This window comes from Blautia sp. AF32-4BH, from assembly GCF_003460565.1.
Classification (GTDB): domain Bacteria; phylum Bacillota; class Clostridia; order Lachnospirales; family Lachnospiraceae; genus Fusicatenibacter; species Fusicatenibacter saccharivorans.
Genome location: NZ_QTVL01000001.1, coordinates 556,402 through 574,457, shown reverse-complemented (window position 1 = coordinate 574,457; position 18,056 = coordinate 556,402). Strand labels below are relative to the sequence as shown.

The window sequence follows — 18,056 nt, the reverse complement described above, 5'->3', positions numbered from 1 at the left end:
TCATTTTGGTGCAAGCGTAATTCATGAGTAACGTAGCAATATTTTGCGCTTACCTTCAAACCGACTATAACAATATGCTTACAGCCATCATTGATCTACTTGACGGTGCTAAGTATCTGTGGGAAGGAGAACATCATGAAACAAAATAACCCTTGTTACCTGTTTAGCATGTATGAACCTGATACAGATTCCGTTATTGTTAATGCCATCAATGATACATATACTGGCACACCTCTTTCTATCAGTTGTAAAAAATATAATTCATCTGTCTTGCTTGATACGCCTGATGATATTGTGTATCTGTACCGACTGGCACATGAGAATCCTCTGCTATATGCTGAATTAGCTTGTAAACCTAATGGATTACAGGAATATGTGAACGCTATGAATGAATTCAATTAACACCTAAAACAGTCCTTTCACACAACTTTGTTAGGACTGTTTTTTACTCGCAAATTACTTTCTCATATTTATGATATGTAATTGAAACCCCTGTCATATTTTCTAAACTATATGTACCCTTTTTTAAAATAATTGTTTCGTCTTGTATTTCACAACTCATAACCACAAATTTACCATCATAATTTGATACTATAGCTCTATTCTGTTCAATAACCTCATACTCTTTCTTATCAGCAATTTCATAGTTAATTTTTATTGTAATCCCGATAGCTACATTTAAAACATATAGTATCAACGCTATTGCTAATATTATCTTTCCGCACACACTGTATTTCTTATTTTTCCAGAAGAAATTCCTTATGATTATAAAATAAGCTATCACTATGTCGACAATTAAAAACACGCCAATTGTTGCATAATTATCTATAAATCGTCTCAACCATGCCCAAGGAATAATTTCTATTAGGTTAATCGTATAAGAAAGATTTTGAAAGAACATAATATATACCGTTATAATAAATGTAAATATCACATATAATTTGCTATTCATTTTTTTATTTATGTATGAAAATATAAATGGGTAAGCAAACAATGCCAATGCACAAAAAATAAAAATCAATTTATTCTTGAACATTTCTGTTCCATCAAAGTATTTTCCATCTATTCCATAAAAATTCGAACACGAAACAGAAAAGTTTTTTGAAATTACCAAATTTATCATTTCTACTAAAGTTATACTTGTAGCCAAACCTGTACTCAAAATATTCCATATATTATCTTTCAAAAATTGTTTAGTCTTATTATCTTTTATACTTTTAATAACATTTCCTTGACTGTCAACTATGTCCCTGTTTTTTTTATCCTGCATATCTGCTCTTCCTTACACTTGCTTCATCATCCATAATAATACCCAAGAATATATGAATGTTATAAACAAATTTAACCAATTTCTTGAAATATCATCCCCGTTTCAATTCTATATCATAATAAATAATTTAACTTGAGACAAGGATATTCATTTCAATATTCTAATACTGTAAATTCACAAATCTTTGCTTTCTAACACAATGTTCTTTTACTTTTCATTCGATTTCTGTGATATTTTCTTATTCATTATCCATTGGCTATAAGTATAATAATTTTCTTTTCCAACAAGTTCCATTAAAAATTCTTTAAAAGTCTGATCTATAGGAATCGTCACAAAGAAAAATAACCGCTTTCTTGGTCTTGAACAACAAACATAAAACAAATTACGATTTCGTTCAAAAGAAATCTGCTTCCCACTCGGAATGGAAGCCTTTCCAGTTATCATAGGTGCATATGTTTCAAACTGGTACATATTCCAGCCCCTACTAATGACAAAAATAACATTGTCATATTCTTCTCCTTTGACTCCATGTTCTGTGGAAAATAACGCTTCAGGATATAAAAATTCTATTGCCGAAATGAATTGCGTATAATCCAACTCCAAAAATGCTTGAATTGACGCATTAGATGAATATATTGTTCCCGGTGCATTACGATACAAATGATACCATCCATCCAATTTAGGTGGAAAAGGAATTAATTTTGTTTCATTTATAACCTCAATAACATCAATTGCTCTTTTCTCTCTTGCTTCTCGTAATTTCTCTTGAAAAATTTTCCACTTCTCTTTCTCCGATTTTTTAGTAATTGGATATCTCTTAATTCCTAAAGTATCAAAAAGCAACTGCATATTTAATGTTTCTAATGCATGGTAAATTGGTTCAACGGTGTCCATAAAAAACAAAAGAAAGGGATCTTCCTTGTCACGTAAACCATCGTTAATGATACTTAAAAGTCGTTCATATCCCTGTTGTGCAGCCAATACTTTATGTGTAATCATTAAAATTTTTAATGTATCAGAATCCGCTGTATTTTGTTTTATTTCTTCGAAGATTTTATTTAAACGTATTTTTAACTCTTCTGGTGGCAATTCGCCTTGAAAATTACGATCAGTACGACGTTCTCCGTCATAATCCTCACATGTGATTACAACTACTTCACCCTGAAAGTTATCTATCGCAGATGTTTGTGGCAAATCTGGTCGTATATCATTCAAAAGTTGAACAATTCTTGGAGAAGATCTAAAATTTGCACCTTTTTTTATCACTTCTAAATTTTTATGTTCTATAATCCCACAAGCTTTATTTGACTGATAAATAGTTTGCCACGCATCTCCGAAAAAAGCAAATTGTGGAGATTTCTTTTCAGCAATAAAATATTTAATAAAGCGTTCGATAATCGGTTTATATGAGTCTTGATATTCATCAATCAGAATCAAAGGATATTTATCAGAAAATACACGTCTAAATTTCGCATTATCCAATAGTTTACAAAACAGCTTAAGAACATCATCATGATAAAGGTACTGAACTCCATTTTCCTTATATCGATGTCCTAAAGTATATGTAACTTCATTAACCTTAAAAAAGTCACTTTCATCTGGTAAAAAATCAGGGTCTGTTGTTACAACATCCACAAGATAGCTTTGATATTGTTTGATTGCATTCCAAGCAAACGAATGAATTGTAGATGGAATAATAAATGAATCTTTTGATAATCTTTCTGTGATTACCTCTACAGCAGCGTTCGTATATGTAATACAAACTACATTTTGCTTTTTTCGACTATATTTAGACCACATATTTTCTTGTATCCATTCAATGACTCTATTAAGCGAATAAGTCTTTCCTGACCCCGCACCTGCTTCAACACGAAAACTATGTCCATCCCGTAATGCTTCAATAATTTTCTCGTCTACTTTATCAGCTTCAGCTTTTGCTAATTCATAATTTGCACCATGATAATTTTCACACATAATCCATCATCCTTTTTATTCAAGTACCTTTTGGTTATTAAGCCATATTAATCCAGATCTAATGTATGTCGGAATGTTATAATCAGTACACTCATAAATAAGTTTAAGTGCAAAATCTGTTTTACATTTTCCAGAAAACTCCAGATCATCTTCGGTCGGGCTATCACTTAATCCATAATGTGAACGATTGACATTCCGAATAGCTTCTTCTAAAGAATGTCCACATAATTCATTCTCTTTTGTTTGGAATTCAATATGACATTTTCCTCTGGTTTTATCGTCAGAAGACATTGATATTATATCTGCCAAATCAATTTGGGTTTTGTCATCGTTCGACAACCCTTTATTCTTTCGAACCCACCATTTTAAAGTTTCATTAGATGTTGTTTCACCACACGAAACCGGAACAGATTTATAATATATTTGTCCATTTTTACCTTCTTGCCCCAATACAGAATCTACATCCGTAAGTATAAGACACGGAATACCTAAAAACTCAATAAATGGAATAAACTTATAAGCATACGCACCACCTATTTCAATTATAGTATAATATTGAGCTGGTAATTTATATTTCTGTGAACTAAAATCTCCTGACTTATTGCACTTATCTATCATATCAGGTATTAATAACCGTTCTGATGCTCCTTCAACCAAGATTGCTTTATCCGCAAAAAACAAATCACATTTGGTTAATGTAAGATATTTTCTAATAAAATCACTATTATCTGGATTTTCCTGTGCAAATGAATTTAAATTTCTATAAATAACTCCTTCTTTTGTTTTTTGTGCATATCGAACTTTTGAGAAAGCCATAGTATTAGCAACTTGAGCAGAATGTGAAGTTAAAAGAGTCTGAATTCCTACAGAAGTAATTTTCCCAAGAAACGCTTCTAAATATTCCGCAAAAGCATGCTGCATCTGTGGATGCATATGAGATTCCGGTTCCTCAATAAAAAGTAATGGTATACAAGCATTTCCGCACTTTTCTATCTTCTTCGCAAATGCCGCAAGAAGAAACTCCATTTTAATTAGATTTTTATAGCCCAATCCATTATATGTACCTGGAAGACATTCATTACTTGTACCTACTGTGTATGAAAGCTGAGTTTGATTTTTTATCTGATCATCAATACTTAATTGAGTAGTAACTCCTAGTTGAAGTTCTTCTCCGTTTGGATACCCAAACCCAACCGAATCATTTACAAGTGAACTTAAAATGCTATCACTTTGTTTCTGAACATTTTTATTTGCTTTCTCAACAATAGCACGCAACTCCTTGACTTTTTCTGCAACACTTGGATCCAGTTCTTCTTCATTCATTTCGAAAAATTCTGAAATAAGCGAAGAAAGAGAACTATTCTGTGTTCCATCCTCTCCAAGGAGACGTTCTGCCGGAATAATATGAAATGGGAAAAGTTCTTCCAATTCTTTATGTTTCTTTATTTGTGTTTCCTTTGGATTTTTAGGATTCACTGCATAAATTACTAATTCAAAAAGTTTTGAAAAATTAGTACTGATAACATCCCGAGCCTCATCTGATGGTACAAAAACACCATTTGGGTAATAGCTTTCTTCCAATGTTCTCCATAACACTTTTTCATCTGGCTTTAACCGAAATTCCACACGAATTAATGCAGTGGTAGTATCTACATCCACATCTATAATAAAAGGCGATAGTGCCCCTAAATTATCCTCTAAATCTTCTAAAGAATAATCTACAAAGAACTCTATAGATATTGGTTCTAATTGCTCACATAACGATTCAAAAGAAATTTCTTTTGCCATAAATGAAGCTATTATTTCATACAATGTTTTTCTTTTAACCAACGGATAGTCATCAAAGGAAAACGGATGTCCATTCAACACATTTTCTATACATGCCAAACATGATGTCTTAGCTGTATTATTTCGACCAACAATTAACGTAGTCTTAGCATCAACTTCTAATTCAGCATCTATAAGCAATCTGTAGTTTTTTATTTTTATTTTCGATATATACATATTTGCATCCTTTCCACTGATACACGCAGAAGTAATCTGTGTACTATCTTTATCCCGAAATACCTTTTATATCATTTACAAAAATATTTTTCTATTTACTCCATCCCTCTATGTAGTACTGATGAATGCAATCAATTTGACCATTAAAACTGCCATCCTGCACCAAATAATTTTCCAACACATTCCAAACTACAACAAATGCATTATGTGTAGGCGGAAAAATATCTGCCGTTGTATAACCAACATATCTTTTTACTTCAAAACCAAAATCATACACTAATGAATACATATAATCATTAGAATTTATTCGATATGTTATGTTGTTTACACCTGCACTTTTTGCGTTATACCAATCTAAAAATTCTGATGATAAATACGCACGTTCCCCATAATAATGTATTCTTCCTTCTTTTCCCCATGCCCCTTGATTATCATTACTTTCAAAGTGAAGTTCTATCAATCCTGAATCATTTATATTCCTATAATGCAACCTATTTGCCAAATACCCAAGAGCAAACGCAAATGCTTCCCATGAGCTGTATCTTATTCCTGAATGTTTCCAACGTGGATTATATGTTGTATAATCTAATGTAATCATAATATTTCTCCTATCATCATTTTTTATCTTCTACAATTTGTCTAAGTTCCTCTACTGAAACCATATAATTTCTAAACCTATGTAGCATCCTATGGCAATTTGAACATACACATATTAAATCTGTTGCAGGATTTACCACAACTTCTTCATTTAAATCGGAAAGCGGTTTAATATGATGAACTTCTATATACCCTTTGCCTAATTCTCCATATTTCTTTTCAAAATCGAAACCACATATCATGCATTTTGTTCCATGTATACGTATTGCTTCTTCTCGATTTTGAACACTTCGTTCATACTTTGTTGTGTAGTAAACAGTTTTCTTCCCCTCTGTGCGTGGCTGCGATTCTTCCTGCTTCGTTTCTTCTGTCAAATTAATATCATTTGCAGATATATTTCTCACTCTCTTAACTACTTCACAATTCCAATGATATCCTCGATAAAAATCTTTTTCATATTCTTTTGGCACTGTTCCCAAAACTTTTTCAAGAGACTCTTTGTATAACCATTTAGTAAAATCACTTCCTGTGGGATCAACTTCCTTGGTGAAATAATGATTTTCTTTTAGGTTTTTTACATATTTTGTTTCGCTAATTCTTCCATCTAAACTTGTCTCAAATGCTTTCATTAAGGGTTCTGGTATAGAACTAATATCCACATTTCTTAATAATAATCTCCCTTGTGGTGCCCATGCTCCAGATTTATCATTACTTTCCGTATAAACCCTTATATACTCTTCATCTTTTGCCAGAAATCCTAGTACTTCATAATACTCTCTCTCATCAGCAAATTTTAAAACATTACCCCAATCTAATTTCATAAACATACCTATCCTCTGATTCCTAATTCTTTTGCAATTCTCTTTACCTGCAATATGAAACTATCGCTTTTTCGTTCGTCTGTCATTTCTTTTGTTGTAGTCACCGACCATCTATAAATCTGTTCTATACTGCCATATCCCCTTTTAAATAACCTAGCATATTTCACACAATTTTCTTTTGTAGGTGCGTCAGACAAAATAATTTTCAGTTCTTCATCTGTCCATTTACTACCTTTATTGGAAGTATCACGCTTTTCTTCATTATCCTTTTCGTAATCCACTAATAAATTATGCACAAGTATCATTTTATCGTCATATGACATTCCATCCACAACATTATTCAATGTCTCAAACAATGTTTCCTTAAATTCTTTTCGTTTCATTTCGTATCCTCACTAATAATATTTTTCAATCTTATTTAGCAATCCGTCAAAATCCATCTCCTGCACTTCAAAGAATTCATCTGTTTCTAAGCCTGTATTCAATACATTTTGATACAGATAAAAATCGTATATTACAGGTTCATTCTTATGCCCAATTAAATTGTCTCTTATTGAACCAGTCTTTGCAATTAAACATAAATATTGGTATGCCCGATCAATATACTGAGTATTATTATTTGGATGCGCATAAGTAAAATGTTGTGTAGGAGTTAATGCAATCAGATTTTCTAAATAATCTGCAATCTGTGGATATTCATTGGCAGGAAAAATATGATGCATCTGAGTTGCCGGATCATCTATGTGTCGCTCATCATACACTTCCGTTTTACTATTACGATATACATCATTAAATCTACGAAGATTTCTCTTGGCTCTGTTTATACGATATGTGGTCATATAGTCTTCATCTGGTTTTGGCAATGTAACTTCATAATCTACTCTAGTCATATCTTTAGGCTTCTCCGATAATATATCTCGCCAATTTCTCTGGTTATACATAATTTTATCTTGAGTAATAATATCTTTTGAAATATGACCTCTTTCAGTTCCACACTTTTTGTATTTACATGCTAAGGGATTTAACACTTTTGTAAAAATACGCCCACATTCCTTTGCACCATTAATAGGTGTATTTTGTATAGTAAACGATGTATATGAATCTTTTAATTCTTTGAAACTATTCTTATCTTGTAAACGAAAAAAATACTCAAACATTCTATAAATCCCACTATCTCTGAGCACTTTTTCAATATAAAGACAAAGAAAATTATAGCAGTTTCGTTCTCTAAAGCTTATATATTCTAATAAATCCTGATTGACTATAGAATAAACATACCCATGTCCACTTTTCTCTCCATGAATTATTCCAGCAGCATCTAATAATTTTATCGGCTGACCAAAATACTTATCATATTCATTGGATGCCTTTTCTGTTGGATTTGGCTTGCTAAATATCTGTTGTACATTATCTACTGTATAATCATTGTACCAAATATCATTTACAGTAAAGCTTTTTCTGTTTCTACCACTTGTATATTCAACAATACAGTCTGATACCAGACACACAACGTCCATTGTGCATTTTTGATCTATCCAACGACCATTATGTGTCTTTCTAATATCATAATCATGTTCATCTAAAAACTCTTGTATAGTTGCATTATCCATTACAGCACTCCTTTAGTACACCATAGAAAAAAACACTTGTCGCATCTACATTTAAAGAACGTGTCTGGTAATTTCTCGCTATTTGATAAAATTTTCTATATTCATCAGACGAAAAATATTCCATCTGTTTCTCTGTTAAATGAATATCCTCTTTTGGAATTAACACAGCTACAGAACCATTTACAACAACATTCTTTGTATTACGCATTACTCTTGGTTTATATGTCATATTGGGTGTTAAATATACATTTTGATTACCAACATACTTATAAGCACTCAAAGCCTCCACTGTTTCCTTTTTAATATAAGAATCATATCCTGGTATATCAACTATTTCTTTTCCATCATCACTTATATTTCTTGACTTAATAACTCTTAGGCAATCAGCTTTTTTCTCCTGTGTTGTATTAGAATTTGTTATTTGACGATCTCTAAACACAGTAAACTTATCAAATTCAAGCCTTTGAGAGATATTATCAAAGAATTTATCTCTATAAATAATCCAATACGGATATTTCATATCTGTAATATATTTTTGTTTTTGTATTACAGACTGCTTCAATGTCAATGATTCTACTTTGGTTTCATTTGGTATTCCAACAGTATCAATAAACATACATATTGTCTCAACCAATACCCCTTTAAACCCATTTTCTCCGTAATCCTGAATACAATCTATCTTCTTATGTGAAAGAATTTCCCTTGTATCACTAAATTCTGGTGTGTTTAAAATCGCCTTTGGCATTATCATCGATACATAATCGGAAATAGCTAATGCTTTCTCTAAGAAAAACTCAAATGTATTGGTTGTATTCTTATTTATATTATTCTCCAAATACTTTTTTGCATCCTTTGCTTTCAGTTTTGAAAATGGTGGATTTCCTACAACCAAATCATATCTCTTCTTGAAATCGTACAATAATGTATCTGTGTTAATATAATTTATATTTACATTAGATGGCATCTTTTTCTTCTGCAACAATAACTGAAGAATCTGTAAATTCTTTTTATCAATATCAGCCACATCAATATTAACTCTTTTTACATTCTCATATTTTTTAAATAGAAATGGCAAAAAATTTCCCACTCCAACAGATGGTTCAAGTATGTTAATTTCCTCCTTTTCAAATTCAGGAAGTTGCTTATATATTTCATTCACTATGAACTTGTTTGTGTAATATGCAGCATTGTTCTCTCTTTTAGAATTTGTCAATTCAGCTATTCTAGCCAAAGAGGCACTTCCTAAATTAAGCGGATTGTTTACAATAAAATCAATTAAATTATCAGGACTATCCAACTGGTAATCTTCAATTGTTTTGTTAATCATAGAGTTATCAAAATGCTCCTGCTCCATAAAACCTCTGATATTACATGCAATTTGGAAAAAGATTTCTGTAGGTACAGCCTCTCCTATGCTTTGTCTTATCTTTATCTCTTCTTTTTTTAAAAGAGCTCTTTTATTCTTTTCTGGTAAAGCATTCAATTCCTCTAAAGTCTTATCAATCCACTTAAATTCCGGTGGAATTGTCATAATTTTCATAAGTTCACGAATTGAAAATACTCTGTCTTCTTCTGGATGTACAGTATTCTGACTTGCCAATTGGTCATTTCTTGTATGAATACAAGGTGCAACCTTATCCCAATATTGACGAGTATATTTATCTCCATTTTTTTGTTTATTAGGTACTACTACCCCGTCAACAATCTTATGTGGACGTTTCAATTCATCTTCATTATCAAATGCACTTTGTCCTTGCTTCAAATCATGAATCCAACAACGCATTTCTTCTGGATATGTTCTAAATGAGTGATAAAAATCTGTTGGGCAAATTTCACCCCACTCCAATTTAGGCATATCGCCTATTACATCTCTAAGAGTTCTCTCTTCTACATATGTTGGATACAACTCAATAGGTGCAACATATTCTGCTATATCCTTACTTACACCGATAACAACAGTTCGCGTTCTTGATGAATTTGAACCATAGTTTTTAAAATTAAGAATTCTACTGACAATAATATATTTATCACTCAATTCCTCATAAACCACATCACCTATCGCTTTAACTGTTCCATCAGGCGCTGTACAACCTGTTTTCATAAATGCAGCTACGTTTTCAAAGATAAAAAATCTAGGCGCTACTTTCTGTATTAAATGTACTGACTCAACAACCAAGCTATTACGAACTATTTCATTTTCTGCTTTTTTATGATTTGCAACAGACATTCCCTGACAAGGGGGTGTTGCAATTAAAACATCCACCCTGTCATTTCCAAGCTCTTTCCATCTGTCTATTTCTTTAAATATTTTATTTTTTGTCTCATCTGTAGTTATATCATCGCAAATATATCCTGATTCAAATCTACACTTATTATTATATTTTTGAACGTTTAATCTTCTTTCTATCAGCTCATTCGTAGCTATACACTCAAATCCAGCTTTTTTAAATCCAAAACACCCAACTCCAGCACAACTAAAAAGACTTATATATGTTAATGTTTTATCCTTTAGCATACCAATACACCTCGTTTACTATGATTGTTTTTTCTTGCATCTTCAGGCTTTTCTGCATCACATGGTATAAGCCATGTTTTTCCCTTTTTCACAACGCCATCTATTCGACCTTGCTCGCATAAAATTGCTATCCGTCTCGAGGTAATTCCCCATTTTTTTGACATTTCTATGGTAGTTAAATAGTTCATTGTATTCCTCCAATCATATATTCTATTATATTCACTTATCTGAATAATTACAAGTTTTTTTTGCCAAACATCCGTTCTTTTTATATCTTCCATATGGAAATCATCTGCCTTTTAATACCCTGTTCTTTTCTATAGGTTCTTCTCTATGCTTATCAGCATTTCTAATAACACTCTCATCATAAACCCTCTGAAACTCCTCATAAAGCTCATCTCCATCCAACTTTATGTCCAGCCTTTTCATTACATCCGAGAACAACCTTATGCTGCCGCTTACATCAGCAATATCAAATCCAAATACATCAACCTTAGCAGAATCGTCGACATTCTCATAACCACCAAGCTCTGATATTCTCCTGACAATCCAGCCAGCTTTGTCCACAGATTCAGTTTCTCTAGTTTCCACAAATTCACTTTTACCTGTTACATCAGCAATACTTTCGCCAACTCTTGCCACATTCGTATCCGATAGATTATGGATTTCCGAAATTCCTATACCCTCTAAATCAATCTGCTGTTTTCTAACTCCATCAGTTGGCTCTTTCTGTCTGCCTATTTCATTTTGATTATTGTTAGGATTCATCACCTCAACATTTGCATCAGGCTCAACAACTACTGCCACTATTTCCTCAACCGCAGTATCCTCTTCCATCCCCGGTATCTCAACATCCCTGTCAGCAACAATCTCCTCCTTTCCCGACACCGCATAATAAGCCGTATACAAATCTTCTTTTATAATGTCATCAGCAAGCTGTATCTGCCTCTTAATTTCCCTTTTCTCCTGCTTCAGTTCGTCCAGTTCTTCCTGCACTTCCACATGCCATATCTGATATTCCCGGTACTGCTCTTCATTCTTTATACTGCGTTTCCGACTAGAGCTTTCTCTGTATATCTCATGCTGTCTGTCCTCAATCTGCTGAATCTTTTCTTCATGCTCATTTATGAAATCCACAAGATCCACAACACTTTTGATGTCATTATTTACACTCAGCAGATATTCGTCCTGTAACTGATGAAATCTTTTCAAATCTTCCGTATACTTTGCTCCACCAACTACAAAACGCTTCTGTTCTACAACCCTTAATCTGTATAGCTTTGCATAAAACTTCTTCTGGAATGGTGACAGCTTCGCCCTGTGTAGTCCCCTGATATCCGACGAATAAAAGTAAGGCTTTGCCATCTAGGGCATATCCACATAATGCCGTAACATATCTTCTGAAAACATCTCGTCCAGCTTTGCCAGTTTATGATAATACCGAAATCCCGGTGCCTGCACCTCCATCCATGCGTCTTTCTTAAATACATATCCAAGTCTTTTCATCAGATATTTAAAATGCTCCACATTCCCGGCTGCATATGCACACATCTTGGCATCCCTTAGAATTATCTCTTTCATTGACATTTCCTTTTCCCACTTGTCCCTGCTGATATTTTTTGGATTCCTGCTGTACTCTGCCGGCATAATGGAAAGTCCAAGTTCATCACAATATTTATTTGTAATAGGCTGAAGATGATTCTTCCAGTTGCTTTTCGGTGAATTGTATTTCTTGCCGGTTGTCATGCTGACACTGTTCCAGATCAGATGTCCATGCATATGCTCCCTGTCAGTGTGAACCGCATACACAGCCTCATAATCATCACCAAGCACATCCTTCGCAAAATGCTCCAGCACATACATTGCCTGCTCTGATGTTACTTTTTCCTCCGGTGAAAACGATATGATCACATGATAGCCCTGCCTTTTACCCGTCTTATGAAAAATATTCTTTGTCTCTTCCATCTGCTCAAATGCTGTATCCGGCAGACAGTTAATACTGCCCACCAGTACGCATTCTTCTGTCTTATCCGGATTCTGGATATATTCCAAAGCATTCTTCAGGTGCGATGCCGGATTTCTGCCTTCCGATTCCATGATATTCAGGATCTTTGTAATCGCCATATTTCCAGCACCTCCCCAAATGTTTTCTTTATATCATCCAGACTGCTCTGCAGTTTATCAATATCGCTGTAATATAACTTTCCCTGTGAATTGCCAAGCTTTACTGCCTGATTAATATTATTTGCAATACCGGCAATAACACGGATTACTCTTGCCCTGTCCTCTGGATAACTTGTATCAATGTTGCCGCCTGTCCGGATCAATTCTCTTATATATGCACTTGCTGTCATTCCTGTTCGTTTAAGTGCTGCTTTTAGAATATCCATATCTTTCTCTGACAGCTTCACAGATATCTTATAATCTTTCCTGTCAAACTTGTATCTTCTCTTTCCATCTGCCATACATTTCTCCCCTTTCGTAGTTTTCTAATGCTGTATCAAACCAATCTCTTTTCATCTGTACCATTGCTTTTCCAACCTTTCTTAAAAATGTGTTCATAGGTTTTGCAAGATGCGGAAAAGGTCGGACCTTTTCCCGAAAAAATATAAACGCCATCAGCGTTTATATTTTTTCGTCTTGGCAGGAGCACCTGCACCCTGTATATGATATGTGGTGGTTAATATTCCACCACAATTACTGATATGGTGGCGCTTTTTGCCATCACTTTGCTGTTTTAGTGGCATTTTCCGCCACCACTTTTCCATTTTGATGGCACTTTCCGCCACCATGACTTTTTTCTCGCTTATCCGAGTGGTGGCGCTTTTTGCCGTCACTTTACTGTTTTGGTGGCGCTTTTTGCCCCCACTTTTGCATTTTGACGGCACTTTTTGCCCCCACACTTTTTCGGCTCTGATTTGTGCGGGGGCGCTTTCTGCCCCCACTTTGTGGTTTTGGGGGCGCTTTTTGCCCCCATTTTCACGTTTTGGTGGCGCTTTTTGCCCCCACACTAATGAAACTGCATCACCACATCCATAATAACGATTTCCTCTGCCATCATCCTGGTCTGTGTTCTTAGCTGTAACTGTTCCATAAAAGATTTCGGATTTTTCGGCTTATGCTTTTTCAGCCACTTAGCTTCAATATCATCAAGCAGCTCATATGCTGTTTCATTGACTTCATCTGCTCGCTCTTCAAGCTCCCCGAACCGCACCAGACTCTTATATCTCATTGGATATTCTTCCTTGATATATTTAATCCACATACGCCCATATTTTCCTACATCTATATCTGCCTTCTCTGTTCCTGCGACAAGCACCGGATAAAAGATTCCATCCCTTTCTTCATATGGGATGCCAAGCTTTTCAAATGTTGTCTTACTCATAATGATTACCGCCTTTCTCATCACTTTGCAGAATATCAAGCACATGCTTTAATGGAACCAGCAGTTCTTCAACATCTATACCTCTGTCTGCTTCATCTAATGTCTGTAATTCTTCCAGTATCGTATCAAGATGCACCTGTACTTTCTTTGCCACCTTCATTCCACCAACACCCCTGATTTCATGCTTCAGAAGACATTGGATGATATAATCCTGTTTTGAAAGTCCGCTGAGTGAAACCTTCACATTCAGCTCCTGTGCTTCCTCCGGTGACATACGAAACGCTACTACAACATTTCTCCATCTGTTCTTGGCATCCAGCCTTTTCTCGCTCATAATAATCTGCTCCCTCCGATATAAAATCTATTCTTTTAATTTCTGCTTCATATATCCAGCAAAACTTGTACACGCATTATCAGACTGCCTTGTACTTATCAATGCTTATAATCTTTTCCGCAGCCGCATCCATATCAATCATAGGTGCTGTTTCCTCTGTCTGCATGATTTCTACATCATCATCCTGCTCTTCACAATCCTCAAAGCTTGCATTGACAGCATCAAGTCTGTCCGCCATTGCCACCTGCTTTGACGGAAACAGATGCGAATAACGATATGTGATATCAATGCTCTCATGACCAACCCTGTCAGCTATTGCAACTGCGGAAAACCCGAGGTCGATCAGATGTGAAATGTGCGAATGCCTTAGATCATGGATTCTGATTTTCTTCACACCGGATAATTTGCAGCCACGCTCCATCTCATGATGAAGGAAGCTCTTTGTTACCAGAAAAATCCTGTCTGTTGGTGTCTGGTCATATAACATTGCAAAATATTCCTGCATTTCCTCTGCAAGGAACTTCGGCAGCTTGATTGTCCTGTTGCTCTTAGGTGTTTTCGGAGTTGTAATAACATCCTTCCCCTGCAGCCGCTGATACGATTTATTTATTCTGACTGTGTTCTTTTCAAAATCAAAATCTTCCATCGTAAGTGCAAGCAGCTCACCTAATCTCATTCCTGTCCAGTACAGCATTTCAAATGCATAAAATGAAACCGGCTTGTCAATCACCGCTTCTGAAAACTTCTTATATTCCTCAGTTGTCCAGAAAAGCATTTCCTTCTTTTCTTCCCTGCCCATATTTCCGGCCTGTCTTGCCGGATTTGATTTCAGATTATAAAACCTGCATGCATGATTGAATATCGCACTTAAAATGTTGTGCATTGTCTTCTTGTAAGTCTGGGAATAACTCTTCCCATTCTCATAACGAAATGCTACCATCTCATTCTGCCACTTGCGTACATCTCCCGGTGTAATCTCATTCATCTTAAGATTCTTAAAATATGGAAGTATCTTTGTATCCACAATGTGTTCTTTGGTAAGCCATGTGTTGAGTTTGACATAATTTTTCATATCCTCCGTATACAGCTTCCAGAACTCTCCAAATGTCATATCCAGATTATTCTCCTGCCGTATTTTGTAATTACGCTCATAATCCAACGCTTCTCTTTTTGTTGCAAATCCTCTCTTCTTTATCTGTTTATTTTCCCCAGTCCAGTCCTTACAATAGAATTTGACAAACCAGGTGCCTGTCTTACTGTCTTTATAAGCTGGCATATTCATCATCTCCTTCTTTCCATATGCAGAAGCAGATGCCTAAAACCATATAACTTTTGCACCTGCCTCTGTCTCAATCTTCTTACCTGTTGCTTACCCTGCATCACTCATACCATAAATGCGTTCTTCAAAATATTTTCTGCTTACTTTTCCTCGGATTACAATATAACCCTTCTTTTCAAGTTCACTGTTGATCTGTCTCATAAGCTTGTATGCTGCTGATCTTGAAATCCCAAGAATCTGCATCACATCTCCTACTTCTAAAAACTTTTCGTTCATGCCCTTTCACCACCTTTCCATTAAAATTTGTTTTGGCGTTTCTCCATACCAGTTCTGCTGATGTCACAACCAGCCTCCTTACCTGAGATAATCTCCTGTAATACCGCCCGCTCCTGCTCGAGGTACTCGGTCCGCTTGGGGGAGTGTCTACATTCGCTCGATTCCTATGAATGTCCTGGCAAATGCCTGTTAGATTTCTGATACCGCTCATTCAGTTGTTTTTCAATACAATATCGTATAGATAATTGAATTGATATTATTCTATACCGTATTGTATTGTCAAGAAGTTTTTCTAATGTTCTCGTATAGAAAAACTTCCATTTTCATTTTTTCCGTGTTATACTGTCTTTAACAATCCATCAGGGACAGATAAACGGAGGTGACTACACTATGACAATTGGTGAAAGAATAAAGAAAATACGGGTATTCCGTAAAATGACAATGGACGAGCTTGGCGGTGCACTTGGATTTGAGGGCAAAAATATGTCTGTCCGCATATCCCAGTATGAAACCGGTGCCCGCATTCCCGGTGAAGATATGATTCTAAAACTTGCTGATGCTTTGCACTGCAATTACAAGGCAATATCTGATTACAGCCTTGGTGCTGCTGAAGATATCATTGAAACACTTTTCTGGCTTGAAGAAAGTGCCACATCACTTCCTGCACGTGGAAAGGGCACAAGATTTCCAGAGTATACTGCACCAGGTAATCTGATTCACTTAACTGCAATGACACCTTCAAAGCCTTCTGAAACAGCAAAACCAACTTATTGCGAAGATGATTATGACTGCGCAGGTGCACCCATTGCATTAACTTTTGAATATGGATTGGTAAATGACTTCTTGTCAGACTGGTGTGAAATGAAAACGAAATTAAATAATGGAGAGATTTCTCCAAACGAATACTTTGAGTGGAAAATTACTTGGCCGCAAATATAAGGAGATATCTACTATGAATCTTAAAAAAACTCTTAAAAGAAAATTTTACCTTAAATATTTTACTTTAGTATTTTTATTACTACTATATGTACCTATAATCGGACTAATCGTTACTCAATTTGCTTATAAAGATTATTTTATGCATTTTTTCATTACTTTTATTGTAATGTTCGCTATTGCTATATTACTTAATATAATTTACGAAAAACGATTTGGATTACCTCAAATCAGCAACATACGCGATTTGACAAATTATTTAGAATATTTTTCTTCATCAACAATTTCTGATTTAGAATATACAGAAAGTATAACTTGGTTTTCACGAATAATCCATTCTGCCTATCTACAAAAAGCAGAAACACAAGACATATTTACCGAAATTATAAATAAATTACATTTAATACTTCGTCCACAAAATAATGATAGATTATGCATCGCCTTTAAGCACAAAAAGTCTTTTATTAAACTTTCACAAGACTTATGCAATTCATCTGATGATATGCAAACACTTGATTTTAATATAAATGCAATATTAGATGAAGAACCTGAAAAGTACAAATTCATAAAAATTACCTTAGACAAAAATATACTCTTTTACTTATTACTGTTTCCAATACACATCTTTGGATGCTTTTTACTTACAAAATCCGATAATAACACTTTCAACGTAACTGCTTTTGTAGCAAATCTTGCCCTATATATACCTGCGGACATATTAGCAATTCTAATATATACGGGTTTTATCAAAGATACAAAAGTTTAATATGTAGTACCATTTTAGTACCAATGAGCAAAAAACAAGCTCGCAAATGCCCATTTTACTAGGCTTTGCGAGCTTTTGAAAATTATTCAAACTCTACAAAGACTAACGCTTTTTGTTTAGGAATTATTCTCTGTAATGTTTCTCGTTCTTTTGATTATTTGATATATCCATATTATCCTGCCTATACGAGCTAATGTTATCATTTTGTTATCGGCATTGATAACACCTACTCGATAACTGTGGATAATAACTATATGTAGCATGTCAAATTATAAGCTATTTTGCTTAG

Annotated in this window: 20 protein-coding genes; 3 read left to right on the top strand and 17 right to left on the bottom strand. The window is 34.5% G+C overall.

Annotation, left to right across the window (positions count from 1 at the left end):
* The first annotated feature begins 135 nt into the window (after window positions 1-135).
* Window positions 136-402, top strand: a complete 267-nt coding sequence (locus DWZ44_RS02720) for a hypothetical protein (protein ID WP_117804162.1) — start codon at window positions 136-138, stop codon at window positions 400-402.
* A 43-nt stretch (window positions 403-445) separates the two neighbouring features.
* Here DWZ44_RS02720 and DWZ44_RS02715 read toward each other — a convergent pair whose 3' ends face one another.
* From DWZ44_RS02715 to DWZ44_RS02640, 17 genes are all read right to left on the bottom strand, one after another.
* The gene (locus DWZ44_RS02715; protein WP_117804161.1) at window positions 446-1,270 is read right to left on the bottom strand and encodes a hypothetical protein; all 825 of its coding nucleotides are present in this window, start codon (window positions 1,268-1,270) and stop codon (window positions 446-448) included.
* Window positions 1,271-1,477: 207 nt separating this feature from the next.
* Entirely contained in the window at window positions 1,478-3,244 is a 1,767-nt protein-coding gene (locus DWZ44_RS02710; protein ID WP_117804160.1) for a UvrD-helicase domain-containing protein, read from the bottom strand.
* A 15-nt stretch (window positions 3,245-3,259) separates the two neighbouring features.
* On the bottom strand, window positions 3,260-5,248 hold the full coding sequence (locus tag DWZ44_RS02705; RefSeq protein WP_117804159.1) for an ATP-dependent nuclease: 1,989 nt from the start codon (window positions 5,246-5,248) through the stop codon (window positions 3,260-3,262).
* Between the two features lie 91 nt (window positions 5,249-5,339).
* Window positions 5,340-5,846 carry a hypothetical protein gene (locus DWZ44_RS02700; RefSeq protein WP_055280112.1) on the bottom strand — a complete coding sequence of 169 codons (507 nt, stop codon included), beginning with the start codon at window positions 5,844-5,846 and terminating at the stop codon, window positions 5,340-5,342.
* Window positions 5,847-5,862: 16 nt separating this feature from the next.
* A complete protein-coding gene (locus DWZ44_RS02695; protein ID WP_227094043.1) occupies window positions 5,863-6,666 on the bottom strand; it encodes an HNH endonuclease in 804 nt (267 codons plus the stop codon).
* An 8-nt stretch (window positions 6,667-6,674) separates the two neighbouring features.
* Window positions 6,675-7,049, bottom strand: coding sequence for a hypothetical protein (locus DWZ44_RS02690; RefSeq protein WP_055280113.1), 375 nt, complete (start codon window positions 7,047-7,049; stop codon window positions 6,675-6,677).
* A 12-nt stretch (window positions 7,050-7,061) separates the two neighbouring features.
* A complete protein-coding gene (locus DWZ44_RS02685) occupies window positions 7,062-8,276 on the bottom strand; it encodes a restriction endonuclease (protein WP_117804158.1) in 1,215 nt (404 codons plus the stop codon).
* On the bottom strand, window positions 8,269-10,791 hold the full coding sequence (locus tag DWZ44_RS02680) for a DNA cytosine methyltransferase (RefSeq protein WP_117804157.1): 2,523 nt from the start codon (window positions 10,789-10,791) through the stop codon (window positions 8,269-8,271). The genes DWZ44_RS02685 and DWZ44_RS02680 overlap by 8 nt, the downstream gene beginning before the upstream one ends.
* The gene (locus DWZ44_RS02675) at window positions 10,785-11,072 is read right to left on the bottom strand and encodes a DNA-binding protein (protein ID WP_330411335.1); all 288 of its coding nucleotides are present in this window, start codon (window positions 11,070-11,072) and stop codon (window positions 10,785-10,787) included. The genes DWZ44_RS02680 and DWZ44_RS02675 overlap by 7 nt, the downstream gene beginning before the upstream one ends.
* 7 nt (window positions 11,073-11,079) lie before the next feature.
* A complete protein-coding gene (locus DWZ44_RS18590; protein ID WP_227094044.1) occupies window positions 11,080-12,156 on the bottom strand; it encodes a hypothetical protein in 1,077 nt (358 codons plus the stop codon).
* Window positions 12,157-12,915 (bottom strand): relaxase/mobilization nuclease domain-containing protein, encoded by a 759-nt coding sequence (locus DWZ44_RS18585; RefSeq protein ID WP_242998631.1) that lies wholly within the window; start codon window positions 12,913-12,915, stop codon window positions 12,157-12,159.
* Window positions 12,894-13,256, bottom strand: coding sequence for a plasmid mobilization protein (locus tag DWZ44_RS02665; protein ID WP_117804156.1), 363 nt, complete (start codon window positions 13,254-13,256; stop codon window positions 12,894-12,896). Before DWZ44_RS02665 ends, DWZ44_RS18585 begins: the two co-directional genes overlap by 22 nt.
* Window positions 13,257-13,409: 153 nt before the next feature.
* Window positions 13,410-13,802: a hypothetical protein gene (locus DWZ44_RS18120; protein ID WP_158565819.1), complete on the bottom strand. Its 393-nt coding sequence runs from the start codon at window positions 13,800-13,802 to the stop codon at window positions 13,410-13,412.
* A complete protein-coding gene (locus tag DWZ44_RS02655) occupies window positions 13,802-14,176 on the bottom strand; it encodes a TnpV protein (protein ID WP_117804154.1) in 375 nt (124 codons plus the stop codon). The genes DWZ44_RS18120 and DWZ44_RS02655 overlap by 1 nt, the downstream gene beginning before the upstream one ends.
* On the bottom strand, window positions 14,169-14,510 hold the full coding sequence (locus DWZ44_RS02650) for a plasmid mobilization protein (protein WP_117804153.1): 342 nt from the start codon (window positions 14,508-14,510) through the stop codon (window positions 14,169-14,171). Before DWZ44_RS02650 ends, DWZ44_RS02655 begins: the two co-directional genes overlap by 8 nt.
* 79 nt (window positions 14,511-14,589) lie before the next feature.
* A complete protein-coding gene (locus DWZ44_RS02645) occupies window positions 14,590-15,786 on the bottom strand; it encodes a site-specific integrase (protein ID WP_117804152.1) in 1,197 nt (398 codons plus the stop codon).
* A gap of 93 nt (window positions 15,787-15,879) precedes the next feature.
* Window positions 15,880-16,065, bottom strand: coding sequence for an AlpA family phage regulatory protein (locus DWZ44_RS02640; RefSeq protein ID WP_015560978.1), 186 nt, complete (start codon window positions 16,063-16,065; stop codon window positions 15,880-15,882).
* A gap of 390 nt (window positions 16,066-16,455) precedes the next feature.
* Here DWZ44_RS02640 and DWZ44_RS02635 point away from each other — a divergent pair, with 390 nt between their 5' ends.
* Window positions 16,456-17,004: a helix-turn-helix domain-containing protein gene (locus tag DWZ44_RS02635; protein WP_117804151.1), complete on the top strand. Its 549-nt coding sequence runs from the start codon at window positions 16,456-16,458 to the stop codon at window positions 17,002-17,004.
* A gap of 13 nt (window positions 17,005-17,017) precedes the next feature.
* Window positions 17,018-17,767 (top strand): hypothetical protein, encoded by a 750-nt coding sequence (locus DWZ44_RS02630; RefSeq protein ID WP_117804150.1) that lies wholly within the window; start codon window positions 17,018-17,020, stop codon window positions 17,765-17,767.
* Window positions 17,768-18,056: the final 289 nt, after the last annotated feature.